Origin of the sequence: Ruegeria arenilitoris, assembly GCF_013035315.1 — a bacterium.
Classification (GTDB): domain Bacteria; phylum Pseudomonadota; class Alphaproteobacteria; order Rhodobacterales; family Rhodobacteraceae; genus Ruegeria; species Ruegeria arenilitoris_D.
Map to the genome: position 1 here is coordinate 721,216 of NZ_WQHP01000001.1, position 23,828 is coordinate 745,043.

29 protein-coding genes and 1 tRNA gene are annotated in these 23,828 nt (G+C 57.8%); 15 read left to right on the top strand and 15 right to left on the bottom strand.

Going from position 1 to position 23,828, the window contains the following annotated elements; all coding sequences use genetic code 11:
- The first annotated feature begins 62 nt into the window (after positions 1-62).
- The 7 genes from GOV53_RS03530 to GOV53_RS03560 all read left to right on the top strand — a co-directional run bounded on the left by GOV53_RS03530 (position 63) and on the right by GOV53_RS03560 (position 5,130).
- A complete protein-coding gene (locus tag GOV53_RS03530; RefSeq protein ID WP_170464311.1) occupies positions 63-512 on the top strand; it encodes a TerB family tellurite resistance protein in 450 nt (149 codons plus the stop codon).
- Between the two features lie 20 nt (positions 513-532).
- A complete protein-coding gene (locus GOV53_RS03535; RefSeq protein WP_170422018.1) occupies positions 533-970 on the top strand; it encodes a TerB family tellurite resistance protein in 438 nt (145 codons plus the stop codon).
- Positions 967-1,719 (top strand): phosphate/phosphite/phosphonate ABC transporter substrate-binding protein, encoded by a 753-nt coding sequence (locus GOV53_RS03540; RefSeq protein WP_170464312.1) that lies wholly within the window; start codon positions 967-969, stop codon positions 1,717-1,719. The genes GOV53_RS03535 and GOV53_RS03540 overlap by 4 nt, the downstream gene beginning before the upstream one ends.
- 125 nt (positions 1,720-1,844) lie before the next feature.
- Positions 1,845-2,621 (top strand): ABC transporter ATP-binding protein, encoded by a 777-nt coding sequence (locus tag GOV53_RS03545; protein ID WP_170422024.1) that lies wholly within the window; start codon positions 1,845-1,847, stop codon positions 2,619-2,621.
- A gap of 32 nt (positions 2,622-2,653) precedes the next feature.
- Positions 2,654-3,367, top strand: coding sequence for a transporter substrate-binding domain-containing protein (locus tag GOV53_RS03550; protein ID WP_170422028.1), 714 nt, complete (start codon positions 2,654-2,656; stop codon positions 3,365-3,367).
- Positions 3,368-3,439: 72 nt separating this feature from the next.
- On the top strand, positions 3,440-4,327 hold the full coding sequence (locus tag GOV53_RS03555; protein WP_170464527.1) for an ABC transporter permease: 888 nt from the start codon (positions 3,440-3,442) through the stop codon (positions 4,325-4,327).
- The gene (locus GOV53_RS03560) at positions 4,324-5,130 is read left to right on the top strand and encodes an ABC transporter permease (protein ID WP_170464313.1); all 807 of its coding nucleotides are present in this window, start codon (positions 4,324-4,326) and stop codon (positions 5,128-5,130) included. Before GOV53_RS03555 ends, GOV53_RS03560 begins: the two co-directional genes overlap by 4 nt.
- Before the next feature lie 103 nt (positions 5,131-5,233).
- Here the strand turns inward: GOV53_RS03560 and GOV53_RS03565 are convergent.
- Both GOV53_RS03565 and GOV53_RS03570 read right to left on the bottom strand, forming a co-directional pair.
- Positions 5,234-5,310, bottom strand: a tRNA-His gene (locus tag GOV53_RS03565).
- Positions 5,311-5,357: 47 nt separating this feature from the next.
- Entirely contained in the window at positions 5,358-5,840 is a 483-nt protein-coding gene (locus GOV53_RS03570; protein ID WP_170464314.1) for a GNAT family N-acetyltransferase, read from the bottom strand.
- A gap of 77 nt (positions 5,841-5,917) precedes the next feature.
- Here GOV53_RS03570 and GOV53_RS03575 point away from each other — a divergent pair, with 77 nt between their 5' ends.
- Complete coding sequence (locus GOV53_RS03575) at positions 5,918-6,106, top strand: DUF6324 family protein (RefSeq protein ID WP_170464315.1); 189 nt, start codon at positions 5,918-5,920, stop codon at positions 6,104-6,106.
- Positions 6,107-6,109: 3 nt separating this feature from the next.
- On the opposite strand, the gene GOV53_RS03580 is transcribed toward GOV53_RS03575, so the two are convergent.
- Positions 6,110-6,541, bottom strand: a complete 432-nt coding sequence (locus GOV53_RS03580) for an MmcB family DNA repair protein (protein WP_170464316.1) — start codon at positions 6,539-6,541, stop codon at positions 6,110-6,112.
- 361 nt (positions 6,542-6,902) lie between these two features.
- On the opposite strand from GOV53_RS03580, the gene GOV53_RS03585 reads away from it, so the two are divergent.
- Positions 6,903-7,856, top strand: coding sequence for a hypothetical protein (locus tag GOV53_RS03585; RefSeq protein WP_170464317.1), 954 nt, complete (start codon positions 6,903-6,905; stop codon positions 7,854-7,856).
- A gap of 16 nt (positions 7,857-7,872) precedes the next feature.
- On the opposite strand, the gene GOV53_RS03590 is transcribed toward GOV53_RS03585, so the two are convergent.
- On the bottom strand, positions 7,873-8,187 hold the full coding sequence (locus GOV53_RS03590) for a hypothetical protein (RefSeq protein WP_170464318.1): 315 nt from the start codon (positions 8,185-8,187) through the stop codon (positions 7,873-7,875).
- Positions 8,188-8,279: 92 nt separating this feature from the next.
- On the opposite strand from GOV53_RS03590, the gene GOV53_RS03595 reads away from it, so the two are divergent.
- Positions 8,280-8,705, top strand: coding sequence for an autoinducer binding domain-containing protein (locus tag GOV53_RS03595; protein ID WP_170464319.1), 426 nt, complete (start codon positions 8,280-8,282; stop codon positions 8,703-8,705).
- A gap of 18 nt (positions 8,706-8,723) precedes the next feature.
- Entirely contained in the window at positions 8,724-9,059 is a 336-nt protein-coding gene (locus GOV53_RS03600; protein ID WP_170464320.1) for a response regulator transcription factor, read from the top strand.
- 155 nt (positions 9,060-9,214) lie between these two features.
- Here GOV53_RS03600 and nusB read toward each other — a convergent pair whose 3' ends face one another.
- The 4 genes from nusB to GOV53_RS03620 all read right to left on the bottom strand — a co-directional run bounded on the left by nusB (position 9,215) and on the right by GOV53_RS03620 (position 12,067).
- The gene (gene nusB / locus GOV53_RS03605) at positions 9,215-9,697 is read right to left on the bottom strand and encodes a transcription antitermination factor NusB (RefSeq protein WP_170464321.1); all 483 of its coding nucleotides are present in this window, start codon (positions 9,695-9,697) and stop codon (positions 9,215-9,217) included.
- Positions 9,694-10,245, bottom strand: coding sequence for a 6,7-dimethyl-8-ribityllumazine synthase (locus tag GOV53_RS03610; protein ID WP_170464322.1), 552 nt, complete (start codon positions 10,243-10,245; stop codon positions 9,694-9,696). Before GOV53_RS03610 ends, nusB begins: the two co-directional genes overlap by 4 nt.
- A 2-nt stretch (positions 10,246-10,247) precedes the next feature.
- Positions 10,248-11,369: a 3,4-dihydroxy-2-butanone-4-phosphate synthase gene (gene ribB, locus GOV53_RS03615; RefSeq protein WP_170464323.1), complete on the bottom strand. Its 1,122-nt coding sequence runs from the start codon at positions 11,367-11,369 to the stop codon at positions 10,248-10,250.
- A gap of 110 nt (positions 11,370-11,479) precedes the next feature.
- Positions 11,480-12,067, bottom strand: coding sequence for a riboflavin synthase (locus GOV53_RS03620; protein WP_170464324.1), 588 nt, complete (start codon positions 12,065-12,067; stop codon positions 11,480-11,482).
- Between the two features lie 141 nt (positions 12,068-12,208).
- On the opposite strand from GOV53_RS03620, the gene GOV53_RS03625 reads away from it, so the two are divergent.
- The 3 genes from GOV53_RS03625 (at position 12,209) to GOV53_RS03635 (ending at position 16,718) form a co-directional block, all read left to right on the top strand.
- On the top strand, positions 12,209-13,507 hold the full coding sequence (locus GOV53_RS03625) for a capsule biosynthesis protein (RefSeq protein ID WP_170464325.1): 1,299 nt from the start codon (positions 12,209-12,211) through the stop codon (positions 13,505-13,507).
- 80 nt (positions 13,508-13,587) lie between these two features.
- Positions 13,588-14,721, top strand: coding sequence for a polysaccharide biosynthesis/export family protein (locus GOV53_RS03630; RefSeq protein WP_170464326.1), 1,134 nt, complete (start codon positions 13,588-13,590; stop codon positions 14,719-14,721).
- Positions 14,721-16,718: a capsular polysaccharide biosynthesis protein gene (locus GOV53_RS03635; protein ID WP_170464327.1), complete on the top strand. Its 1,998-nt coding sequence runs from the start codon at positions 14,721-14,723 to the stop codon at positions 16,716-16,718. Before GOV53_RS03630 ends, GOV53_RS03635 begins: the two co-directional genes overlap by 1 nt.
- Here the strand turns inward: GOV53_RS03635 and ribD are convergent.
- The 6 genes from ribD to GOV53_RS03665 all read right to left on the bottom strand — a co-directional run bounded on the left by ribD (position 16,715) and on the right by GOV53_RS03665 (position 20,299).
- Entirely contained in the window at positions 16,715-17,815 is a 1,101-nt protein-coding gene (gene ribD, locus GOV53_RS03640) for a bifunctional diaminohydroxyphosphoribosylaminopyrimidine deaminase/5-amino-6-(5-phosphoribosylamino)uracil reductase RibD (RefSeq protein ID WP_170464328.1), read from the bottom strand. The genes GOV53_RS03635 and ribD overlap by 4 nt on opposite strands.
- On the bottom strand, positions 17,812-18,282 hold the full coding sequence (gene nrdR / locus GOV53_RS03645; protein ID WP_170324479.1) for a transcriptional regulator NrdR: 471 nt from the start codon (positions 18,280-18,282) through the stop codon (positions 17,812-17,814). Before nrdR ends, ribD begins: the two co-directional genes overlap by 4 nt.
- 121 nt (positions 18,283-18,403) lie before the next feature.
- Entirely contained in the window at positions 18,404-18,817 is a 414-nt protein-coding gene (locus GOV53_RS03650) for a secondary thiamine-phosphate synthase enzyme YjbQ (protein ID WP_170464528.1), read from the bottom strand.
- An 18-nt stretch (positions 18,818-18,835) separates the two neighbouring features.
- Entirely contained in the window at positions 18,836-19,237 is a 402-nt protein-coding gene (locus GOV53_RS03655; protein ID WP_170422079.1) for a hypothetical protein, read from the bottom strand.
- Between the two features lie 78 nt (positions 19,238-19,315).
- The gene (locus GOV53_RS03660; protein WP_170464329.1) at positions 19,316-19,864 is read right to left on the bottom strand and encodes a DUF4166 domain-containing protein; all 549 of its coding nucleotides are present in this window, start codon (positions 19,862-19,864) and stop codon (positions 19,316-19,318) included.
- Positions 19,865-20,299, bottom strand: a complete 435-nt coding sequence (locus GOV53_RS03665) for a thiol-disulfide oxidoreductase DCC family protein (protein WP_170464330.1) — start codon at positions 20,297-20,299, stop codon at positions 19,865-19,867. It lies immediately after the preceding gene.
- 277 nt (positions 20,300-20,576) lie between these two features.
- Between GOV53_RS03665 and GOV53_RS03670 the strand changes: the two genes are divergently transcribed.
- Complete coding sequence (locus GOV53_RS03670; protein ID WP_170464331.1) at positions 20,577-21,584, top strand: helix-turn-helix transcriptional regulator; 1,008 nt, start codon at positions 20,577-20,579, stop codon at positions 21,582-21,584.
- A 191-nt stretch (positions 21,585-21,775) separates the two neighbouring features.
- Here the strand turns inward: GOV53_RS03670 and rpoD are convergent, their stop codons facing one another.
- Positions 21,776-23,764, bottom strand: coding sequence for an RNA polymerase sigma factor RpoD (gene rpoD, locus GOV53_RS03675; protein WP_170464332.1), 1,989 nt, complete (start codon positions 23,762-23,764; stop codon positions 21,776-21,778).
- Between the last annotated feature and the right edge of the window lie 64 nt (positions 23,765-23,828).

Here is a 23,828-nt window from a genome sequence, read left to right on the forward strand (position 1 = left end):
TTCAAGGCTATGACGGGTAGTCAGCGCTTGGCGGACTACAAAATATGGAATAACCTCGTGCCATGTTAAAAAAATTTCTTCAGGCTTTCCGCCCGCCCCAACACAACCAATTGCCCGATCCGGATGCCGAATTGGCATTGGGTGCCCTGATGGTGCGCGTCGCGCAGGCAGATCGGGACTATAAGCTAGAGGAAATCAGCCTGATCGACCGCATTCTTGCGCGGCTTTATCAGCATAACGCGATCGAAGCCGCAAAGGTTCGCGCAACCTGCGAAAAACTGCATGCCGCCGCGCCCGAGACCGACACATTCGGCAAGCTGATCCGCGAGACCACCGACTTGCAAGAGCGTCTGGCCGCGCTGGATGCGCTGTGGGAGGTCGTCCTGGCGGATGGCAACTCGGACGAGGGTGAGATGAAGATCGTAGAGGAAGCCCGCATCGCGATGGGGCTGAGTTTTAACGACAGCCAGCAAGCGCGCGAGCGGGTGCAATCGCGCTTGGAACAGACCTAATCCGCTTCTATATCTAGCTCATGTTTAGCGATTTTCTGTCCCGGCTCACGCAGCCTCAGCCCGATCCACTTGCCGATGATGACGCTCGCTTGGCCCTGACGGCCCTTCTTGTGCGCATCGCCCGATCCGACAATGACTATGCCGACAGCGAGATGGCACGAATCGACCGGATTTCTGGCGAACGTTATGGTCTATCCCCTTTCGAAGCAGCAGGCCTGCGCGCCCGCGCCGAAGACCTTGAGGCCGAGGCCCCTGATACCGTTCGCTTTACCCGCGCGATCAAAGAGGCCGTCCCCTATGATGATCGCTTGGCGGTCGTTCAGGCGATGTGGTCGGTTGCCCTCGCCGATGGACACCGCACGGGCGAAGAAGATTCGCTGCTGCGTCTGGTGGTTAGCCTTCTGGGGGTCAGCGACGTGGATTCGGCACTGGCACGCCAAAAGGCGGCCAAATCGTGATCGCAACGCTGGGCATGTATGACATGCCCGCGCTGCAGCCCGCCAATGACCGATTTTGGTCATTGATTCGGGCTCATCTGGGCTTTGGCCCTTCGCACCTCACCCGAGGGGCGGATGTCTGGGAAGTTTGGAACAGCCCCGATCTTGTCTTTTCGCAAACCTGCGGCATGCCCTATCGCACCTGTTTGCACGGCAAAGTTCATCTTGTGGGCACGCCGGATTACGGCTTGGCCGGGTGCCCGCCGGGCTTTTATCGATCCATATTCGTGGCCAGAAAAGATGATTCCCGCGACCTGAATCAGTTGGCCGAGGGCACCTTTGCATACAATGAGCGCCTGTCTCAGTCCGGTTGGGCTGCTCCGATAGTTCATTTGTCACGCCACAGCCGCCTGCCAAAGGAAGTGCTGGAAACCGGCGGCCATGCGGCTTCGGCCGCCGCCGTCGCGGACGGACCGGCAGACTATGCAGCGCTGGATGCGCTGACCTGGGAACTTCTGAAAGACCATTCGAAGCTTGGCGAGACGCTGAGAGAGGTCGCAGCCACCGAACCGACCCCGACCCTGCCCTATATCACCGCCAAGGGCCAGGACGCAGCAGAAATCGCAAGGGCGGTTCGGGCCGCCATTCAAGATCTTTCCCCCGCAGATCAAGGCCTGCTGCGTGTGCGTGACCTGATCGAAATTCCAGCTGAACGCTACCTTGCGGTTCCCAATCCTGCACCCGACGCAGACAGATTGCTTGATCCCTAGCCAATTTGATCAGAACGTCTGGTCAATTTGACAGTTAATAGCCCGTTCTCTGTCATTTGCGCATTGCATTGCGCTGATTTTTAAGCCCTAGTACCGCACCAACACCAACAACAGCTGGACCACCCGTGACAGATTCCACTCCGGTCATCGAGATCAAGAACCTACACAAGAGCTTTGGCAATCTTGAGGTGCTCAAAGGTGTGGATATCACCGCCAGACGCGGCGATGTCGTATCGTTGATCGGCTCGTCGGGGTCGGGTAAATCGACGTTGCTGCGATGCTGCAACCTGCTGGAAGACAGCCAACAGGGCGAGATCCTGTTTAAGGGCGAACCGGTCCGCTGGACCGGAAACGCGCACAACCGTCGCCCAGCCGATCCGAAACAAGTTCTGCGCATCCGCACCAACCTGTCGATGGTGTTTCAGCAGTTCAACCTGTGGGCCCACATGACCATCCTTCAGAACGTGATGGAGGCCCCGGTGACCGTCATGGGCCGCGACAAGGCCGAGGTTGAGGACAGCGCGCGCAGGTATCTGGAAAAGGTCGGCATCGGTGACAAATGCGACGTCTACCCGGCGCAACTTTCTGGCGGTCAGCAGCAGCGAGCCGCGATTGCGCGCGGCCTGTGCATGGAGCCTGAGGCGCTTTTGTTCGACGAACCGACCTCGGCGCTGGACCCTGAGCTGGAACAGGAAGTTATCAAGGTGATCAAGGATCTGGCTGCCGAAGGCCGCACCATGATCATCGTGACGCATGACATGAAAATGGCCGCCGATATTTCAAGCCACGTGGTGTTCCTGCACCAGGGCCTGATCGAAGAGGAAGGCCTGCCGGAAGACATCTTCACGACCCCTGAATCTGCGCGACTTCAGGGCTTCCTATCCGCCACCAAGGCGGCATAAAATCAGGACAGAATTAACTAGGGGAGTATCCAATGAAAAAACTAGTTCTGACCACAGCTGCACTGGCGCTGAGCGCTGGTATGGCGATGGCCGATACCGTCCGCATGGGCACCGAGGGCGCCTACCCTCCGTGGAACTTCATCAATGACGCCGGCGAGATCGACGGTTTCGAGCGTGAGCTGGGCGATGAGCTGTGCAAGCGCGCCAACCTGGAATGCGAATGGGTCAAGAATGACTGGGATTCGATCATTCCGAACCTGGTCTCGGGCAACTATGACGTCATCATCGCGGGCATGTCTATCACCGACGAGCGCGACGAGGTGATCGACTTCACCCAGAACTACACGCCGCCGGATCCGTCCGCTTACGTCGCCGTTTCGGACGATGTTGACGTCGCCAACGGCGTTGTCGCTGCGCAGACCGGCACCATTCAGGCCGCATACATCGCGGAATCGGGTGCAACTCTGGTCGAGTTCGCAAGCCCCGAGGAAACCATCGCGGCTGTTCGCAATGGCGAAGCCGACGCTGTACTGGCCGACAAGTCGTTCCTGGCTCCGATCGCCGATGAAGACGCAGACCTGCGCTTTGTTGCCGAAGACGTTCCGCTGGGCGGTGGTGTCGGCATTGGTGTCCGCGAGTCGGATGGCGAGCTGAAAGAAAAGTTCAACACGGCTATCCAGTCCATGAAGGACGACGGCAGCCTGAACGAGCTGATCACCAAGTGGGAAGTGTCCTCGACCTTCTGATTTGAACCAGGTTGCGCGCCCCCAATATCGGGGCGCGCCGCCCCTGAGCCTTAGCACCTCAAGAGGCCCGCCATTTTCTCGTTCTGCACTGATCCCGATACGCTGGGAACGTTACGTTGGTTTTCCTGCTATCTGACCAACGGCGTCCACTGGTCGTTTTACCTTTCGTTCCTGAAGGTCTTGCTGTTGCTGGCCGTCACGGCGCCTGTTGCGCTGGGGTTCGGGTTCGTGGGTGCGATGGCCGCCCGATCACATATCCCGCCTGTCAGTTGGCTGGGTAAAGGTTACATCGCCATCGTGCGCGGCGTGCCAGACATCGCCTTCTTCATGTTCTTTGTGATCGCCCTGGATCAGGCCTTTGAATGGATGCGTCACAAGGTTCTTTGCCCCGACTGGACGGACCCGATCCGTCAGGGCAATGACTTTATCGTCTGCCAATCGGCAAAACTGCCGCTGAGCACAGCACCGGAATGGGTGCATGAAACCTATGGGTTTTTCCTGGCGGTAATCACATTCTCGATCGTGTTCGGAGCCTTTGCGGCCAATGTGCTATTTGGCGGTATGCGGGCAGTACCGCATGCACAGTTGGAAACGGCCGCCGCCTATGGCTTGTCCCCGCGCCAGACTTTCTGGCGCATTCTTGTGCCGCAGATGTGGGTCTATGCCCTGCCCGGCCTGTCGAACCTGTGGATGGTGCTGATCAAAGCCACGCCCTTGTTGTTCCTACTGGGTATCGAAGACATCGTCTATTGGGCCCGGGAATTGGGCGGCACAAAGACCTCGAAATTCACGCAATACCCCCATGGCGACTGGCGCATGTGGTACTTCCTGGCGCTGTTGATCTTCTATCTTGGTATGACCCGTGTCTCGGAAATCGGACTTGAAAAGCTGATGCGTCGCTTGTCTCACGGTCAGGCCACATCGGGTGGAGAGCTTCTGCGTAAGGAGACAACCGCATGAGCTGCATCCAAACCATCCAGGACTATGGGCTGCGCTCCATCGGCCTCGGCGAACGTCTGCTACCGCGCAATGATTTCACTCTGTGTGAGCAGTTCACCCTGATCGGGTCAGGCATGATCTGGAATATCTATTTCGGCATCATGGCGCTGGCGACCGGGTTCTTTCTGGCCACCGCCGTGGCCTTGGGCAAAGCATCCACCAACAAATGGCTACGCAAGCCGTCCGAGTGGTTCATCTTTATCTTCCGCGGCTCGCCGCTGTTCATCCAGTTCTTCTTTGCCTACTTCTTCTTCCTGTCGCTGAAGAAGTCCTACCCCATGTTCGACGCGCTGACGTCGGCCTGGCTGGGGGCGCTGATCGTTCTGTTCCTGAACACCGCGGCCTATTCGGGCGAGATCTTCTATGGCGCACTACGATCGATCCCCAAAGGCGATATCGAGGCCGCTGATGCCTATGGCATGTCCGGTTGGTCGCGGTTCCGCCGGATCATCTGGCCCACGATGCTGCGCCTTGCGTGGCCTGCCTACACGAACGAGGCAATCTTCCTGTTCCACGCCACCACGCTGGTGTTCTTCTCGGCGTTCCCGGCTTGGCAACAGCGTGGTGACGCGCTGTACTATGCCAGCTATTTCGCGGACAAGACCTTCAATCCGTTCATCCCTTACCCGATTCTCGCCTTCTACTTCATCCTGTTGACGCTGGTGATCGTTGGTGTGTTTGGGCTGATCAACAAACGGCTGAACCGGCACCTACCCACAGCCAGAAAAGCCAAGATGCGGTTCCGTCTGAACCTGGCACGTTAAGAACGGCACTCACGTCTTTTCTAAACCGGGCCTTTGGGTCCGGTTTTTTTGCGCAAAAATCGGCTTGGTCAAAGTCCGAAACACGCTGACGATTTGAGGGAGATGGTACCGCCTCCCTGGCTTGAACAGGGGACCTCTGGATCCACAATCCAGCGCTCTAACCAACTGAGCTAAGGCGGCACTCGTGAGGGGCGATGTACCGAACGCGCCAGGGGAATGCAAGAGGATTAAAGACGAATTTTCCAGCTTTGTTCGACAAGATCGACCCCGAACGAGTGAACCTTTTTGCTGCCCGTTAGCTGCCAGCCAGACGCCCTGTACAACCCACACGCCGCCCGGTGGCTTTCATGGGTCCAGAGCGCCATTTCCTGGTATCCCACGCTGCGCGCAAACGCCATGCAGGTCTGCAACAACCATTTGCCCAGCCCCTGCCCTCGCGCCTCGGGCAGCAGCAGAAACAACCTCAGTTTCGCGGTGTGATCGTCCAGCGCAACGCAGAATATACTGCCCAGCCGCGCACCTGCCTGTTCGGCAATCCATCCGCGTTCACGCTGTGGGTCATGCGAGGCTACGAACTCGGCCAGGATCCGCTCCACCAGAGGCGCAAAGGTGTCATCAAACCCCTCGTCCCTTTGGTACAGGCGGCCATGCTGTTCAACCAGCCAAGGTGCATCTGTCGCGCGGAAAGCTCTGATCCGAATCTCTTCCATGCCATAGCAGACCGCAAAGGCGGCTTGATTCTCAACCTTTTGCGCGCTAGCACGAACGCTCAGTCCCGGAGGCGAACATGGGCATCAACACCGAACGTGACATTCAGGCAAACCTGCAGATCGGCCCGACCGATCATGGAATGGTGCGCCTGTTCATCGAGGCCGAAAATATCGAGATACCGATGGATTTCGACCCCGAAGAAGCCGAAGAGATTGCGGACGAAATCCGCGCTGCCGCGCAAGCTGCTCGGGCCGTCAAAAGCTGACCCTTACAGTCTGGGATCGCGCAACGCCTGCAGCCTGCGAGCGGTGTCTATTGCGAACTTCTGGATCATCTTCTTCCGCCGCGCCGGAGCAACCTTGTCCTCGGGCGCCATGCGGACAATTTCCGCGTCATATGCATCGGCAATGATAAGGCCGGTTTCCGTCGGCAGCAGCTCGGTCGGGAACTCGGTATCGACCGCCCAAAAAAAACGGTCACACCACTCCAAATAGCCCTGCCACTTGGAATCCGACAGATAATCGGCCCGGCTTGATTTACACTCGATCACCCAAAGCTCGCCCTTTGGCCCCAGGCCCATCACATCCACGCGCAAACCGCGTGCCGGGACAAATTCCTCAACAGATACAAAGCCATGCGTTAATAGGTGGCGCGAGACCCCGCGCGCGAGCCTCTGTCCGGGTTGCAGATCCAGTGTCATATGGGAAATGTGAACAATTCATGAACAAAAAGCAAGCGGAACAAGAGTTCCACAAAATCCAAGGTTCAACTAGCGCGCAATACAACATCGTCGCCGGATTGAATGGAAACTGTAGGGCCAGCCCCCTTGCGCAAAGCCCCGACGCACCCTAGTTAAGCCCTTGGCGGGTTCTGCCCTTCTTGTGATTGGTAGCATTCTGGTGGCCTTAAGCAATTCCGAGGGGGCTGGCTCTGTTCAGGTCCTGGCCTGATTACCTGGCGCCCACCTGTACATACAGGTCCTCGGGAATCACACCGCACGGTTGACTGGTGGTCCCGCCACATTTCCCACACGGACCAAACCACCCTAAATGCAGACTTGGGTGGACCAAAATATCCCTGTCATGTACTTAAAACCCCATAGGAAGTGGTTTGAATTCGAACGGAAAATCGTGCCCCAAAACGTAGCGATCTGGACGATGGTCCGAAATGAAGAGTTCTTTCTCGCACTTTGGGTCGCCTATTATGAGCGGTTCGTACCGCGTGAAAACCTGTTTATTTTGGTCGACGGCGCGGACAGTTCATTGCCCGATTGTCTACAAGGCTGTCAGGTGGTCACGTTACCCAAAAGCCAGCCCGGTCGAGGATGGGACAAAAGGCGCTGGAGTTTTCTTTCTCACTTCGTCAGCTCTCTGACCTACCGCTTTGATGTGGTCATGGGCGGGGACGTCGATGAATTAGTCGTTCTGGACCCGCTGGTTGGTGACAATCCGGTGGAATACATCCAACAGCGTACCAGCGAAGAGGTGATTACCCCATTCGCTATAGAAGTCATACACCGCGTCGATCTGGAACCCGCGCTAGACCCTAGTCGCCCTGTTTTGGAACAACGCATTCACGGGCGGGCCAATGCAGTCTATTGTAAACCGTGCATCACCCGAAGGCCCTTACGTTGGAGCCTTGGTCAACACTACTCAGACTATCCCCGTCTGAATTTATCCTCGGACCTCTTTTTGTTTCACTTGCGGTTCTTTGATCGCGACACCCTCCTAGAGCGCCAAAAACAACGCTATCTGCACGTTACCAACACGGACTCAGACATTGTCAGAGGGGTGGCGGGTGCAGGCTGGATGCAGCCTGTCGAGCAGGTAGACGCGGAACTTCAAGGCTTCGCGAAATTTGGCCCACCGGAACAAGATGGTTTTTCGTTTGATCGTTTGCGCAAGCTAATGAGGCGGAAATGGAGATTGGAAGAGAGACGCCAAATCTGGAGACACGCAAAATTCAGCGGTCAGAACACATTTGTAATCCCTGAGCGGTTCAGATCCGTGTTCTGAAGACGCTTTGCTGGGGTCAAACCGCACGGCTTTTCTTTTTGACTTCCTGCTGAACCAACGCTGCCTGGAAACCATGCGCAATCGGTGTTCCACCACGTGGGCCCTTGGGTTTCTCAGCCATGCTCATGATCGCATAGGCAAATTGTACACCCGCAAAGACAATCCCGTTCATGAACCAGATCATAACAAGTGCAATTAAGCCGATTTCCGATCCCAGAATCAGACCGCGCAGGTTGGCCACATTCAGACCTAGCAGCACACCGACGAACACGGCTGAGATCACAAAGCCCCAGGCAACTTGCGTAATGTAGAGACGGATCAGTTTGGGCATGACAAAGCTCCTTGTCTGATACGATCATGATAGCGCATGGTCTTTCAGAGTAAACCGCAGCCCCCCGGGTGCGACATTTTTTTCGGAGTTTTATGAATGCCCTCAGCCTGTTCACACTTGATCTTCTCGAACAGCTTTCGCTACGCCACGATGATCAGGAACGGTGGGAGTTCACGTTAGACCGGTTGGCAGAGATCGGATTTAACGCCCTGAACATGCTGTGCTTTACGCCTGACACCGGAACGATCCATTGGGTACGCAGCTCGATGTCCAAGGGGTGGCTGAACCGGTACGACTCCGAAGGTTACGCCGAAGCGGACCCAATGCTTGCGCAGGTTCAGAATGGGAAGGAAAGCTTGTACGTGCAGGCCGCCAGCCTGAACCCGGCAGATGGCCATTCGGACAAGGCGCTGGGTCTGAACTATGACCTTGAGAAAGCCGGGTACATTCACCTCTACTCGTTGGTGGTGCACTGCCCCAACAACGAAGCCAAGCTGGTTGTGTTGTCATCGAACTAACCGGACGCACAGGTCCAGATGACAGACCGGCAACGCGAGATGCGCGTTTTAGCCACCGTGTTGGCGACAATTCTGGGGGCGGATATTCCCAGCAACCATGGCCGGGTTTACGACATCGCCAGTATCGCGCCCGCCGCACCGGACCTGACTCCGCGGGAATTACAGGTCATGAACCTGCTGGCACTTGGGCACCGCAATGACAAGATTGCCGAATTGTTGAACCTGTCTGAAATTACCGTGCGTACGCATTTGAAGAACGCACGCGACAAACTGCGGGCCCCAACCCGCGAGTCGGCACTTGTGCGTGCCATGCAACTTGGGCTGATCAACCCGCCGGGTTATCGGAATCGATAGCTGGCACCCGCTTGGCGTTTCGTTAGACTTCTGGTGTCTTGGGATAAAACTGTGAGTAGTGGAGGCCGAAGGCTTGTTTGTAAACGTTTATTGCTAAAGTTCAGGCGCAGCTCAATTTGAGACTGAGCCTTATTCAACTCGCCTGACTGAATTGATCAGAACGCCTCTGGCTGGGCCTCACGCGCCATGTGATCCAGAACAGCGTTGACGAATTTCGGCTCTTTGCCTTCCGGGAAAAATGCGCGGGCCACGTCGACGAATTCGTTGATCACGACCTTGGGCGGCGTGTCGCTTTGGGTCAGTTCAGCCCCGGCAGCACGGAATACAGCACGCAAGGTCGGGTCGATCCGTGCGATGGGCCATTTGGCCACCAGCGCGCGGTCGGTCATCTGGTCGATGGGGGCCTGATAGTTCACCGCATCTTCGACCAGCTTGCGGAACAGGAGAATGTCGCCGTCCAGCATTTCCTCGCCCTCATAGACAGCGCCGAACCGGTGATCCAGAAACTCGTTCACAACCTGTTCGGTCGTCTGGCCCGATTGCTCCATCTGGAACAGCGCCTGCACGGCATAAAGCCGGGCGGCGGATTTCATCAGGCGTTTCTGGTTGGCCGGTTTCGGCGCGTCGGTCTGGGTCATGCTGTCGTGGGTCCGTTGCTGTCGCCCGCCACAAGGATGGACTCGGACGGCGGCTTGAATCCGACGCCCTTTTTGGAAGAGCCCCACTTACGGCTGAGCGCGATCAGATGCAAGGCCGCAGCGGCCGCTCCGCCACCTTTATTCATCTTTTCGGGATTTGCGCGAACTTCTGCCTGATCGTCGTTTTCGACAGTCAGGATGCCATTTCCGATGCAAAGGCCCTGCAGGCCCATCAACTGGATGGCCCGGCTGGAATCGTTGCACACCGTTTCGTAATGCGTGGTCTCACCCCGGATAACGCAACCCAGCGCGACATAGCCATCAAAGTTGCACTGACGATCTGCCATTGCGATGGCCGTGGGAACCTCAAGCGCGCCCGGGACCTCGACGACCTCACAGGTTCCACCTGCGCCCTCGATCTCGGCCTTGGCCCCCGCGACAAGGTTATCCGCGATCGCGCGATAGAACGGAGCCACCACGATCAGCAGTTTAACCGGCTTGTCGAAGGTCGGGGTCGGCAATACGCCGTGTTTGTCTTGTTCAGCCACGATTATTTGTCCTCAAGTATCGAACGGGTACCGACGATGGACAGACCATATGCGTCCAGCCCCAGGTATTTCGTTTCCGGTGTATTGGTCAGCAAAACCAGTTCCTGAATGCCCATCTTGGACAAGATCTGCGCGCCCAGACCAGTTTGCTTGATGGTCCGGGGACCTTCGTCCTCGGCCGCATACAGCGCATTGCGCGGTTCGCGGAACAGGCAGACGACCCCGCGCCCTTCCGCAGCGATCTTTTTCATCGCCCACGGCAATTCCATCGGTGATTTCGGGCCGAGTCCCAGAATGTCAGGGGCTTCGTGCAATGCATGGGTGCGGGTCAGGACCGGCTCGGGCGTGGTGATGTCTCCCTTCACCAGAACGACATGCTCGATCCCATGGGTCTGATCGGTGAACAGGCGCATCTCCCACACGCCACCATATTCTGAAGTCACTGTCTGGCGCGAGGTTTCGACGACCAGATTGTCATTTCGCGACCGGTAGGCGATTAAGTCGCTGATCGTGCCGATTTTCATGTCGTGCTCTTTGGCGAACTCGACCAGATCAGGCAGGCGGGCCATGGTTCCGTCAGGCTTCATGATCTCGCAGATCACACCCGCCGGATTCAGCCCAGCCAAACGAGAGATATCCACGGCTGCCTCGGTATGACCGGCGCGTACCAGCACCCCGCCCCGTTTTGCGCGAAGGGGGAAAACATGGCCCGGCGTCGCGATTTGAGCCATGGTGTTCTGTTCGTTGATCGCAGTGGCCACGGTCAGCGCACGGTCTTCGGCAGAGATCCCGGTCGACACACCTTCGCGTGCCTCGATCGACACGGTGAACGCGGTTTCGTGACGTGAAGAGTTGTTGACGGCCATCATCGGCAGGCCAAGCGCTTCGACGCGTTCTGCGGTCATCGGCAGGCAGATCAAGCCGCGCCCGTAGGTGGCCATGAAGTTGATCGCAGCCGCATCCGCGAACTCGGCGGCGATAACCAGATCGCCTTCGTTCTCACGGTCTTCGTGGTCGACCAGAATATACATCCGGCCCTGGCGCGCCTCTTCAATGATATCTTCAATCGGGCTGATCGCATCGCGCAGCTGGGCCTCGACCGGGCCGGGTGTTTCAAAGCTCATAGAGCAGCCTTTCGAAAGAGCATGTTTGAAGGGCTGATAGACCACCAAGCGCTCAAAAGCCAGAGCACTTGGTGGGGCGGATTGCCAAAACGCGGCGTCGAAACTTGCGGTCAGGCCATCTCGTTCAGGCGCGCGACATAGCGGGCCAGAGTATCAATCTCGAGGTTCACCCGATCACCGACCGAGACATCGCCCCAGGTCGTCACTTCTTTGGTGTGTGGAATGAAGTTGATGCCGAAATCGCGGCCGTCGACGTCGTTGACGGTCAAAGACGTGCCGTTCAGTGCAACGGACCCCTTGGGGGCGATGAACCGCGCGAGGTCTTCGGGTGCCTTCAGGGTCACGCGAGTGCTGTCGCCTTCATCCTTAACCGCGACCACATCGGCCACGCCGTCGACATGGCCCGACACAATATGGCCACCCAACTCATCCCCGACCTTCAGGGCACGCTCAAGATTGACACGTTTGCCGACCGCCCAGCTGTCCAGATTGGTTTTCGAAACCGTCTCGGCGCTGATCTGCACGTCATACCAATCATCGCCCAGGGCGATCACGGTCAGGCATACACCGTCGCTGGCAATGGATGCGCCAATGTCGATACCCGCAGTGTCATAATCCGTTTTGATCCGAGCCCGCAAATCGCCCTGCTGGTCCAACTCGGTGACCGTTCCGACATCGGTGATGATCCCTGTGAACATTGCCTTTACCCTTTGTCTTTAACCTGTGCCTAGTTTTCCACATCGAGGTAAGCCCATGCAGCCCTGCGGGCAAGCCCTGCCTTGCCGGGATTGGCGCAAAAGGGCATAATTTCAGAACCAAACAAAAAAAGAGCAGCACGGATGCCATCACTCACCGCAGGCCCGCATCGCCGCTTGTTCCTGTTTCTGCAAGGACCGCACGGCCCTTTCTTCAGTGCGTTGGCGCGCGCATTGCGCGCGGCCGGAGCTGACGTTTTGCGTGTGGGCTTCAATGCGGGTGATCAGGCTTTTTGGTTCGATCGGCGCAGCTTTATCCCGTTTTTAAAAGATCCCGAGACATGGCCGAACACGCTGCAAGAGTTGATCCGGTCGCGCGGCGTGACGGACATCGTGTTGTACGGGGATACCCGCCCAAATCACGCTCGGGCAATTGAAGTCGCCCACGCCATGGGCGTAACGGTCCATGTGTTCGAAGAAGGCTACCTGCGCCCCTGGTGGGTGACCTATGAACGTGCCGGATCAAACGGAAATTCGCGCCTGATGGAACTGGATGTCGCGCAGATGCAATGCGCGCTGGACCAGTCGGACGCGCAGACCCCACCGCCTCCGTCGCATTGGGGGGACATGAGGCAGCACATTTTTTACGGCGCGTTGTATCATTGGTTCGTCCTGTTTCTTAATCGGCGCTATCCCAATTTCAAACCGCATCGGGAACTGCCGGTGTCCAAAGAGTTTCGCTTGTATTTCATACGCCTTGCACTGATGCCGTTCCACAGAATTCGGCGGGCTTGGGCCACTGCTCGCGTGCGGCACAGCGGTGCGCCATACCACCTGGCCCTATTGCAATTGGGGCATGACAGTTCGGTTCAGGCGCATTCGGACTATACATGCATGGCGGATTTTCTTGAGCATGTGATCTCAGGTTTCGCCAAAGGCGCCCCGCGCCACCACCGGTTGGTGCTGAAGGAACATCCGCTGGAAAACCATCGTGAACCTTTGCGTCGCAAGGCCCGCGATATCGCCCGCGCGCACCAGGTGGCGGATCGAGTGCATTACGTGCCGGGCGGCAAACTCGCGCGATTGCTGGACGACGCGAACTCAGCCGTGACCATCAACTCGACTGCCGGTCAGCAGGTTCTGTGGCGCGGCATCCCTCTGCGCAGTTTTGGCAGATCGGTCTATGACAAACCGGAATTTGTGTCCCGACAATCCATCGCTGACTTTTTTGCGAACGCGGATACACCTGACCACGATTCGTATAGAATATATCGAAAATTTCTCTTAAAAACCAGCCAGTTACCCGGAGGTTTTTATTCGCTACGCGGACGCAAACAACTGCTGCGCCGTGCCGCTGACATGATGCTTCAGGACCATGACCCCTATCAGTCGGTGTTGTCCCACAACGCGGCACCACCGCCACAGTTGAAGCTTGTCAACTGACACGGGTGGGTTGGTGCTGGATGTTGTAGATCGAACAGGCTAACTTGTCGCAAACAAAAGACGACCGAGGATTAACGGCAGTGCAATGCGTTCCATTTCGTTGGGTACGAGGGGCATCCCTTGTGGCCGTGTTCGGCCTTCTGGCAGCTTGTCAGCTTCCCAAATCGGGTCCCAACAAGAACGAGATCCTGGCAGGAGCCGTGGAAAACGGCGGCAACGCCTTTGTTGTCGAGGTCGATGACAGGGTAGCCCAGGCCACTTCTGCGGTGCCGCAATTCGGTTTTTCATCCTCTTTCACCAGTGCGCCCAGCCTGACCGCAGATGTTGTGCGTCCCGGGGATGTTCTGGGTTTAACGGTCTGGGAAAACGTCGATGACGGGCTGTTGTCCGGCGAAGTCGGCTCCGCGACCACGCTCAATGAAGTGCAAGTGGACAATGACGGGTTTATTTTTGTTCCCTATGCCGGACGTGTCCGCGCAGCGGGCAACACGCCCGAACAATTGCGTCAGTTGATCACGCAAAAACTGCAAGACCAGACACCTGACCCACAGATCGAAGTTCGTCGCTCTGCCGGAAGCGGCGCAACTGTTTCGTTGACCGGCAACATTGGGGCGCCCGGCCTATATCCGATTGAACTTCCAACCCGCACCCTTTCAGGCATGCTGTCAGAGGCTGGTGGCGTATCAGTTGGCTCGGACATCGCACTTGTGACGCTGATCCGAGGCAATCAAAAAGGAACAGTCTGGTACGAAGATCTGTTCAGAAATCCTAAGCTCGATGTCGCTCTGCGCGGTGGCGACCGCATCCTGGTTGAAGCTGACAGCCGGTCCTACATCGCCTTGGGCGCGACCGGCGGGCAGTCCCGCGTTGCATTTGATACTCAGGACCTTTCGGCCCTTGAAGCCTTGGCGCAGGTTGGCGGCCTGCTGTCACTGTCTTCGGACCCAACCGGAATCTTTGTTTTGCGCGAAGAACGTCAAGACATCGCGCGTAAAGTTATGGGCCGTCCCAGCCTTCAAGGCGATCAGCGCATGATCTACCTGTTGAACCTGACAGCTCCTAACGGGCTGTTCGTGGCGCGGGACTTTGTGATCCGCGACGGTGACACGATCTATGTGACCGAAGCCCCCTATGCGCAGTGGACCAAGTCCATCTCTCTGATTGCAGGTGGCCTTACACCGCTGGCCAATGTCGCCACGCTGACGGGCAACTGATGTCTTTTGAAACAACAGCCGGGTCAGAAAGCACCCGGCTGCTTGTTTACAATGGTGGCTTTCTGACATCGCGCCGTATTCGGCGCATATTGTCCCTGTCCGGTTACGACATCCGCCTGGGGCGCCCCAAAGACGGGGACATCGTGGGGGTTTGGGGCAACAGCCCAACGTCGCATCGCGGCCTGCGCATGGCCGAACGGCACAATGCGCCGGTTCTACGGGTCGAGGACGCTTTTCTGCGGTCCCTGCATCCCGGACGCAGCGGAGAAGCCCCCTTGGGCTTGCTGCTTGACCGGTCTGGCCTGCATTTCGACCCTGCGCGAACCTCTGATCTGGAAAAGTTGCTTGCCACTCACCCGCTGGACGACACCGCCCTTCTGAACCGAGCGCGCGGCGGAATCGCGAGGATGCGCGAGCTGCATCTCAGCAAGTACTCGGCCTATGATCTGAGTGTTCCACCACCCAACCCCGGCTATGTGCTCGTGGTGGATCAGGGCAGCGACGATGCGGCAGTCACAGCCAGCAAAGGCGATGTGGCGCGGTTCCGCGAAATGCTTGTAATGGCGCAAGAGGAAAACCCAGGTGCCCGCGTTCTGATCAAGACACATCCCGACACGATTGCCGGGCATCGTTCCGGCTATTTGTCCGAGGCGGACCAATCCGACCGCGTATCCATCCTAAGCTCATCCATTAGCCCATGGGCGCTGCTGGAGGGTGCCGTCGGCGTTTATACCCTGTCGTCTCAGATGGGGTTCGAGGCGATCCTGGCAGGACACAAACCACGGGTTTTTGGTCAGCCTTTCTATGCCGGTTGGGGGCTGACACAGGACGAAGACCCACTGGCGCGCCGCCAGCGCAGCCTGACGCGCGCGCAGTTGTTTGCAGCCGCGATGATCCTCTACCCCACATGGTACGACCCATATCGGGACCAGCTTTGCGAGTTGGAAACAGTACTGGATACGCTTGAGGCAAAGACACGCGCCTGGCGGCAGGATCATAAAGGGTGGACCGCTTCGGGTATGCGCTTGTGGAAACGCAAGCACCTGCAGCAGATGTTCGGACGCGAGAAAAAGATCCGGTTTACTGAGGAGCAACCTGCGCAACCTGACCGCCCTCATATGACCTGGGCCAGCAAGGTTCGTGGTGCTGAAAATGCAGTCCGGGTTGAGGACGGTTTCCTGCGGTCGCGTGGGCTGGGAGCTAGACTGGTACCACCGCTTTCGTTAACGACGGATGATAGGGGCATCTACTACGACCCTACGCATCCCAGCCAGTTGGAAGAATTGATCGCGGCCAGAGAAACCCTGAGGCCCGATCAGGCGCTGCGCGCTGAAAACCTGATCGCAAAGATCGTGGCGGCTCGGATCACCAAATACAATTTGGGCGGCGGCACGCCGGAGCTACCGAACGGGTATCGCATCCTTGTTCCCGGACAGGTCCAAGACGACGCCTCGGTCCTGCTGGGCACCAGCACCGTCCGGACCAATGCCGATCTTTTGCGCGCAGCACGCGAGGCCAATCCGAACGCAATACTGATCTATAAACCACACCCTGATGTTGAGGCCCACTTGCGCGATGGCGAGCTGCACGACACCGACCTCGCAGATGTCGTCGCCACACAGAGTGATCCAGCAGCCCTTTTGCCCGAGATTCAGGAGGTCTGGACGATGACCTCATTGCTGGGGTTCGAAGCGTTGATGCGCGGGATTCGCGTGACCACGTTGGGCGCGCCTTTCTATGCCGGCTGGGGTCTGACGAATGATTTGGGCAACGTTCCGGCGCGGCGCGGCGCACGGCCCAGCCTGTTGGGCTTGGTTCACGCCGCCCTGATCGACTATCCCCGATACATGGACCCGACCACTGGTGAGCCCTGCCCCGTCGAGGTCGCAGTCGAGCGTCTGGCGCAAAACAATATACCCGCGGGCGGTCCGATGGTTCGCCTACTGTCAAAACTACAGGGTGCGTTCGCGACCCATGCTCATGTCTGGCGACGTTAGCGAAGTGCTCGCGCCCAACGATGCATGACGTCCGGACCAATCACCTGCGTCTCGATTAATTCAAACCGGGGTGCTGCGTCCAGTTTGTCCAGCCCGAGTGTCCCAATGGCCGACAACCCCTCGGCCCCGATAGCCAGACCGGCTGTGAAGCCGACCAGCTCGTCCACCAGATCAGCGGCCAGTAACGAGGCCCCCAAGGCAGCCCCACCTTCGCAGAATACGCGGGTCAGACCCGCTTGCCCCAACTGATGCAGCAGATCTGCGGCGTCGATCTGGTGATCGTCCAGCGCACAGGGCAACAGCTTGGCCCCCAACCCTTCCCACGCGCGGGAGCGTTCGGTGTCCGGCCCGGGACCATGGCACAGCCAAACGGGTACGTCTTTGGCCGTGCGCGCCAGTTGCCCCATCAAGGGAATGTCCATATGGCGCGAGACCACAATCCGAACCGGCTGCGCCTCGACCCCAATATCCCGAACGGTCAGCGAGGGATCATCGGCGCGAGCCGTACCCGCCCCAACCATCACCGCATCATGGCGCGCCCGCATCGCATGTACGGCACGACGGGCCTTTGGCCCCGTGATCCATTGGCTGTGACCCGTGGCCGTGGCGATCCGACCGTCGAAACTGCTGGCAAGCTTGAGGGTGACGAAAGGACGGCTTTGTTCGGTCTTCAGAAAGAAGCCAGCCAGATCGCGCGCGGCCTCTTCGGCCAGCACGCCCGTTGTTACTTCGATCCCGGCCTCGGCCAACATGGCAAATCCCTGACCGGCCACGCGTGGATCGCTGTCTTCGATTGCGCATACGACCCGAGCGACGCCCGCGGCAATCAAAGCCTCGGCGCAAGGCGGTGTCTTTCCGTGGTGGGAACAGGGTTCCAAGGACACGTAAGCCGTTGCGCCACGCGCGGCCTCTCCGGCTTGCGCTAGCGCTACGGGCTCGGCATGCGGACGGCCACCCGGCTGGGTCCAGCCCCGCCCCACAATGCGTTCGTCTCGCACAATAACGCACCCGACGGCAGGGTTTGGCCAGCACATCCCTTGACCGCGTCGCCCCAAGGACAAGGCCAACGCCATGTATCGCTTATCTGTTTCGCTCACTCGTCCGTCGAAGGCTGCGGCGGGCGCAGTTCGTGGACAAACTCCTCGAAGTCATCGGCCGCCTGGAAATTCTTGTATACGCTCGCAAAGCGAACATATGCGACGGTGTCAATCCGCGCCAGAGCTTCCATAACGATCTCGCCGATTTTGCTGGATGGGATATCGGTCTCGCCCATGCTTTCCAGACGGCGCACGATGCCCGAGATCATCTGGTCGATACGATCAGGCTCAATCGGGCGTTTCTGCATCGAGATACGGATCGAGCGTTCCAGTTTGTCCCGGTCGAAATCTTCTCGCTTTCCGTTGGTCTTGATCACAACCAGATCGCGCAGTTGCACACGTTCATAGGTCGTGAAACGACCGCCGCAGGCAGGGCAGAACCGGCGCCTGCGAATGGCTACATGATCCTCTGCCGGGCGAGAATCTTTGACCTGAGTGTCGATATTTCCGCAAAACGGGCAGCGCATCCGCCGTCTCCTCGTCCGTTGTTCCGCCTCCATTTGTAAGCACTACGGCTTACTTATCCACAACTATAGGGCAGCCGCTAGGGTTTGGGTAGTCGGAATTTTTCACCGCAAGATAAAGGGGTCAGGCGAAATGCGCCGCAACCCGCCTTTGATGCGCTGCAGTACGGTGCTCGAACAAGTAGATACCTTGCCATGTTCCCAAAGCGGGCTGGCCGCCAGACACGGGAACAGACAACGAAACGGGCAACAAAGCCGCCTTGATATGGGCCGGCATATCGTCGGGCCCTTCGTAGGTGTGGCGCAGATAAGCCATCGCCGGGTGATCGGACGGCGGAACCAACCGGTCAAAAAATGCCTGCAGATCTGTCTGCACCTCGGGGTCTGCGTTTTCCTGAATAGCCAGCGAGCACGAAGTGTGGCGCACGAATAGCGTCAGCAACCCATTCCCTGAGACCGAGTTGAGCCAGTTGCGCACGTCCGAGGTGAATTCGTACAACCCCGGACCATCCGTCGAAATAATGAACTCGGTCTGCATCTTGTTGGTCACTATGGATCAGTTGAGGAACGGACGAACGTTACAGCGCCCATTGGCCCCTTGAACAGACATGCTTTCACCGGGATTAAAACCGGAAGAAACGAAACTGCCCTGCTGTGGCGTACCTCCGGCAGGTGGGCTGATCGAGAACTTAACTGATGTCCGACGACCTGTTGCCTCGCTAGGGCCATAGCCACGCACAACGTAAATTCGATCCTGCCAGCCTGCGCCCAACGTTCTGCGGGCGAAATCCGCGGCCGCACACCAGTAACCATCGACGTCCCGCCGCGCGCGCGGGATCACTTCGAACTCGGTGTTGTTCAGGGCGACGGTCTGAAACCCGTTTCGCGCCGCAGAGGCCGTGGCGGGTACGCTAAGTAAGATCGCGGCAGCCGCCGCCAAAGTCATAACCTGTTTCATAATCATACTCTTTCCTGTTTCGAGGTAATTGCTGAAATAGTGTACATCCCTGCAGGACAAAGCCGGATCACAATCAATTCAGCCTGCCCCCTTTTGCCCGTGATCAGACGTTAACCAACCCTGGTAGCGGATCAAAGGGCCCAGAACCGGCATCTCGGCTGACACATCGAACCTGAAGCGGCCTCTTTCATCCTGCCATTCAACGGTCGTTGAGCGCGGCAAAAGCAGCTTGGGACACGGAACCCCCAAAAACTTGAGCCTGAGAATCTGCACCGACAAGCGATCCTTCGAAAAAACTGGCTTCAGCCAAATCGACACCGGGCCGAATTGCTCACGCACGCAGTCAAAACGGTGATCAAAGTTGAGCCGCGATTGTGTGATATGCCCGCCGAAGTTGCGTGTCCAAATCCACCCTGCCTGATCCCTTACAATCGAAACCTTCACCTCGACATCCTGCCCATCCGGCGGCATTCGCGCGCAGCGCAAGGCCAAAGCCACCAGCTTTCCGCCCCCAGCTGTGACCGTGCAACGTCCAGAGTATTGGGCGCAGGTGCTGTGCAACGCCCGCACCGCATCACTCAGTTCCGTTCCGGCGGGCAATGCTTGTAGGAAAGGATCAGGGCGCACTCAGAACCCCTCGGGTAGGAATCGAGACCGAAGTTCTGCGTCGGGCACGATGCATGTCGCAGACCGGCCAAAAATCGCATATCGATTGCGTGCGATGGCGTGGTAGAGCGGATCCTTGATGAACCTCGGCAGCCATCTGCAGACCGACAAAATAGGCCAAAAACCGGGTAAGCAGCGCATTGCAGCCGCGAATGCATCCAAACGCTGGTGGACGACGCCGTCCGTGACCACAAGGTTTGTTTCAAAATCCTTAGTCGGCAAACCGAGGTCGGAATAAAGCCTTTGCCCCAAGGGCGATTGCGCGGTTGCGAATTTGAACCGTTGAGCTTTGTCCCGCACAACCATGAACCGAAAAAACCGCGAACACAGAACGCATTCGCCGTCGAATACGATGAGATATTGCCCTTCGGTTAGGTTTGCTAAGTGTTTGGTCACGCTGAATATGCCCGCTCGAACTTGTGCAACAGAACGTGGCACCAGGAAGTGCAACAGACAATGCGACACGGAAGCCTCATCGCTGCCGGGGAGCCTACGGCGGTGACCCGGGCTCTGACCTCATCCCCTCAAAGATCGCAACCCGACAGCACGCGCAAAATAGGTATGCCTACTACTGCAGTCTTGCGAAACACGGCCAAAATTATTTGAATAGATGCCAAGTGTTTGGCTTTCCCCTATACTCAGGTGCAGCCGATAGACATCATGGGTTGTGAGTATGGACGTCGACATTGCCCGCATTCAAGTCTTGTCCAGAACTCTGGATCAGAGGGCGACGGATCCCTCGATCGTCGACCGCGTGCTGGCCAAGTCCGGCCTGAGGCGCGCAGACATCGAACCGCCTGCGACGGCCTATAGTGCGCACAAAGAGGCCCTGTTCGCTCGGTTTGCCTGCGATGCGCTGCACGATACCACCTTTGCCGCACAGGCTGGTTTGGCGTTCAACGCGTCCTCAAGCCTTATGGCTTACATCAGTAAATACTCCCGTGATCTGAAGCAGGTAGTCGAAAACTCATCGCGGTTTCACGGCCTGATTGATCCGGCGCTGCAGCTGAGCCTGCGAGTTGCCGGAAACTTTGCTTCAATTGAAGCCGAGTGGAAGGATGCCAGTTTCGCTCGATACCACCGCCGGACCGAGTTTCTGATTTTCGCCGCCCTCGCCCGGATGCGTTCGCTGACGCGAACCGTTTTTTTCCCCATCGAAATCCGGTTTCAGCACGAGGTGGGCGACATCGAAAAAAACTATCGGCTACTTGCAGGCTTTCCGGTGAGTTTCGGGGCCGAGCGATTGGAAATTGTTCTGACACTGTCCTCATTGGACTTGCCCGTGCCGACCTACGATCCGAGCCTACGGGAGCATCTGCTGGCCTATGGCGACCGCATACTCGCCGAGCACCAAGAACCCAAGCAAAAGCTAAGAGCACAGGTCGAAGGGCTGATAACACGCTCTCTGCCGGGGGCAATCATACAGGCCGAGGACGCGGCATCGAACCTTGGGATGAGCCCGCGCACCTTTGCCCGGCGGCTGAGTGAAGAAGGCACGAGCTATCGCGAAATCGTCGAAGACCTACGTTCCGATCTGGCGCAGACTTTTATCACCAATGGGATGCCTTTGTCGGAAATTGCCTACTCGCTGGGTTACGCCGATCAACCAGCCTTTTCGACCGCGTTCAAGCGCTGGACAGGCCAAGCCCCCAGCACGTTTCGCGGCCGTCTGGATCTGTAATCTGAAGAGGCGGGTGGCCGGGGGTCGTCAGCGGCACAGCCTCGCCCCGGCCTGTCCCATGAGTGGACAGCGCTGAGATAAGGTCACATAGCGAAAATGCCTTGTGAGTTCTCGCCAAATTGAAGTGTTAACCAGTCACCGTGAGGGCCGCGTGATACAAAAAAGGCGCCTTAACCGAGGCGCCCTTCTGTTTACTGATCCAGGAAGGACCGAAGTTTCCGTGACCGGCTGGGATGCTTCAGCTTCCGCAGCGCTTTCGCTTCGATCTGACGGATACGTTCGCGCGTCACGCTAAACTGCTGACCAACCTCTTCCAGCGTGTGGTCGGTGTTCATGCCAATGCCAAAGCGCATCCGCAGAACCCGTTCCTCACGCGGCGTGAGAGAGGCCAGAACCCGTGTGGTCGTTTCCTTGAGGTTTTCCTGAATGGCGCTGTCCAGCGGCAGTACGGCATTCTTGTCCTCGATGAAATCGCCCAGCTGGCTGTCTTCCTCGTCGCCAATCGGCGTTTCCAGAGAGATCGGCTCTTTGGCGATCTTCATCACCTTGCGAACCTTCTCAAGCGGCATCTGCAGCTTTTCGGCCAGTTCTTCCGGTGTCGGCTCGCGACCGATTTCGTGCAGCATCTGACGACCGGTCCGTACCAGCTTGTTGATCGTTTCGATCATGTGCACTGGAATACGGATGGTCCGCGCCTGATCCGCAATCGAGCGCGTGATCGCCTGACGGATCCACCATGTCGCATAGGTCGAGAATTTATAGCCGCGGCGGTATTCGAACTTGTCCACCGCCTTCATCAGACCGATGTTACCTTCCTGAATAAGATCAAGGAATTGCAGACCACGGTTCGTGTACTTTTTGGCGATCGAAATCACCAGACGCAGGTTGGCTTCGACCATTTCCTTCTTGGCCTGTCGCGCCTCTTTCTCGCCCTTCTGAACCTGCTGCACGATGCGGCGGAATTCAGGGATATCCAGACCGACATACTGGCCGACTTGAGCCATATCGTTGCGCAGCTCCTCGACCTTTGCGGTCGAGCGTTCAATGAACATCTGCCAGCCCCGGCCCGGCTTTTCAGCCATCTCGGACAGCCAGTTCGGGTCCAGTTCGCGGCCACGATAGGCATCGATGAACTCACGACGGTTGATCCGTGCCTGGTCGGCCAGTTTCACCATTGCACTGTCCAGCGACATGACGCGGCGGTTAATGCCGTAGAGCTGGTCGATCAGCGCTTCGATCCGGTTGTTGTGCAGGTGAAGACCATTCACCAACTCAACAATCTCGGAACGCAGCTTCTGATAGGTCGCTTCGTCCTTGTCCGAGAAGGTGTCATCCTCGTTCAGCGTCGCCGAAATCCTGCTGTCCTGCATTTCCGACAACATGGCGAAGTCAGTCGAGATGCGTTCCAGCGTGGTCAGAACTTGATCCTTGAGCGCGGCTTCCATCGCAGCCAGCGACATGTTGGCCTGATCGTCGTCGTCGTCATCGTCGTCGTTGTTCAGCGGATTGCCATCGGCGTCCAGCTCAGGGCCTGTGTCCTTGGCCGGCTTGGCGGCTTGAACGGCCGAGGTATCGACAACCGGTTCTTCCACGTCGCCGTCTTCGTCCATCTGGTTGCCGAAAGTGGCCTCCAGATCGATGACGTCGCGCAACAGAATGTCTTCGGACAGAAGTTCGTCATGCCAGATCGTGATCGCCTGGAAGGTCAGCGGGCTTTCGCACAGACCGGCAATCATAGTGTTGCGGCCGGCCTCTATCCGCTTGGCGATGGCAATTTCGCCTTCACGGCTCAGCAATTCCACCGAGCCCATTTCGCGCAGATACATGCGGACGGGGTCGTCGGTGCGATCAAGCTTTTCGGTCGCCGCCCCGGCCAACGCAACCTCACGGTTGCTTTCTGTCGTGGTAAGTTCGGTCGAGCCTTTGTTCTCTTCCTCTTCGGCCTCTTCATCTTCGATGATGTTGATGCCCATTTCGGACAGCATCGACATAACGTCTTCGATCTGTTCCGAACTGACCTGATCAGGCGGCAGAACCTGATTGAGCTGGTCGTAGGTGATGTAACCTCTCTCGCGAGCCTCGGCGATCATCTTCTTGACCTGGGCCTGGCTCATGTCCAGCGAGATTTCCTGTTCCTGCTCTTCGGATTTGCGATCTTCGGTCGTGTCTTTGGCGGCCATTCAATGCTCCTGCAGGGATGGGTGATTCGTTAGAACCGAATCATTAGCGCGTAGAAGTGATTCG

Bases quoted from the DNA above. Each gene is read 5' to 3' on its own strand.
- GOV53_RS03625 (WP_170464325.1), top strand. From the start codon at position 12,209: ATGCCATCACTCACCGCAGGCCCGCATCGCCGCTTGTTCCTGTTTCTG.
- GOV53_RS03670 (WP_170464331.1), top strand. From the start codon at position 20,577: ATGGACGTCGACATTGCCCGCATTCAAGTCTTGTCCAGAACTCTGGAT.
- GOV53_RS03620 (WP_170464324.1), bottom strand. From the start codon at position 12,067: ATGTTCACAGGGATCATCACCGATGTCGGAACGGTCACCGAGTTGGAC.
- GOV53_RS03650 (WP_170464528.1), bottom strand. From the start codon at position 18,817: ATGCAGACCGAGTTCATTATTTCGACGGATGGTCCGGGGTTGTACGAA.
- GOV53_RS03590 (WP_170464318.1), bottom strand. From the start codon at position 8,187: ATGCCCAAACTGATCCGTCTCTACATTACGCAAGTTGCCTGGGGCTTT.
- GOV53_RS03570 (WP_170464314.1), bottom strand. From the start codon at position 5,840: ATGGAAGAGATTCGGATCAGAGCTTTCCGCGCGACAGATGCACCTTGG.
- ribB (WP_170464323.1), bottom strand. From the start codon at position 11,369: ATGAGCTTTGAAACACCCGGCCCGGTCGAGGCCCAGCTGCGCGATGCG.
- GOV53_RS03535 (WP_170422018.1), top strand. From the start codon at position 533: ATGTTTAGCGATTTTCTGTCCCGGCTCACGCAGCCTCAGCCCGATCCA.
- rpoD (WP_170464332.1), bottom strand. From the start codon at position 23,764: ATGGCCGCCAAAGACACGACCGAAGATCGCAAATCCGAAGAGCAGGAA.
- GOV53_RS03580 (WP_170464316.1), bottom strand. From the start codon at position 6,541: ATGACACTGGATCTGCAACCCGGACAGAGGCTCGCGCGCGGGGTCTCG.
- GOV53_RS03635 (WP_170464327.1), top strand. From the start codon at position 14,721: ATGTCTTTTGAAACAACAGCCGGGTCAGAAAGCACCCGGCTGCTTGTT.
- nrdR (WP_170324479.1), bottom strand. From the start codon at position 18,282: ATGCGCTGCCCGTTTTGCGGAAATATCGACACTCAGGTCAAAGATTCT.
- GOV53_RS03595 (WP_170464319.1), top strand. From the start codon at position 8,280: ATGAATGCCCTCAGCCTGTTCACACTTGATCTTCTCGAACAGCTTTCG.
- GOV53_RS03530 (WP_170464311.1), top strand. From the start codon at position 63: ATGTTAAAAAAATTTCTTCAGGCTTTCCGCCCGCCCCAACACAACCAA.
- GOV53_RS03575 (WP_170464315.1), top strand. From the start codon at position 5,918: ATGGGCATCAACACCGAACGTGACATTCAGGCAAACCTGCAGATCGGC.
- GOV53_RS03600 (WP_170464320.1), top strand. From the start codon at position 8,724: ATGACAGACCGGCAACGCGAGATGCGCGTTTTAGCCACCGTGTTGGCG.
- nusB (WP_170464321.1), bottom strand. From the start codon at position 9,697: ATGACCCAGACCGACGCGCCGAAACCGGCCAACCAGAAACGCCTGATG.
- GOV53_RS03550 (WP_170422028.1), top strand. From the start codon at position 2,654: ATGAAAAAACTAGTTCTGACCACAGCTGCACTGGCGCTGAGCGCTGGT.
- GOV53_RS03655 (WP_170422079.1), bottom strand. From the start codon at position 19,237: ATGAAACAGGTTATGACTTTGGCGGCGGCTGCCGCGATCTTACTTAGC.
- GOV53_RS03560 (WP_170464313.1), top strand. From the start codon at position 4,324: ATGAGCTGCATCCAAACCATCCAGGACTATGGGCTGCGCTCCATCGGC.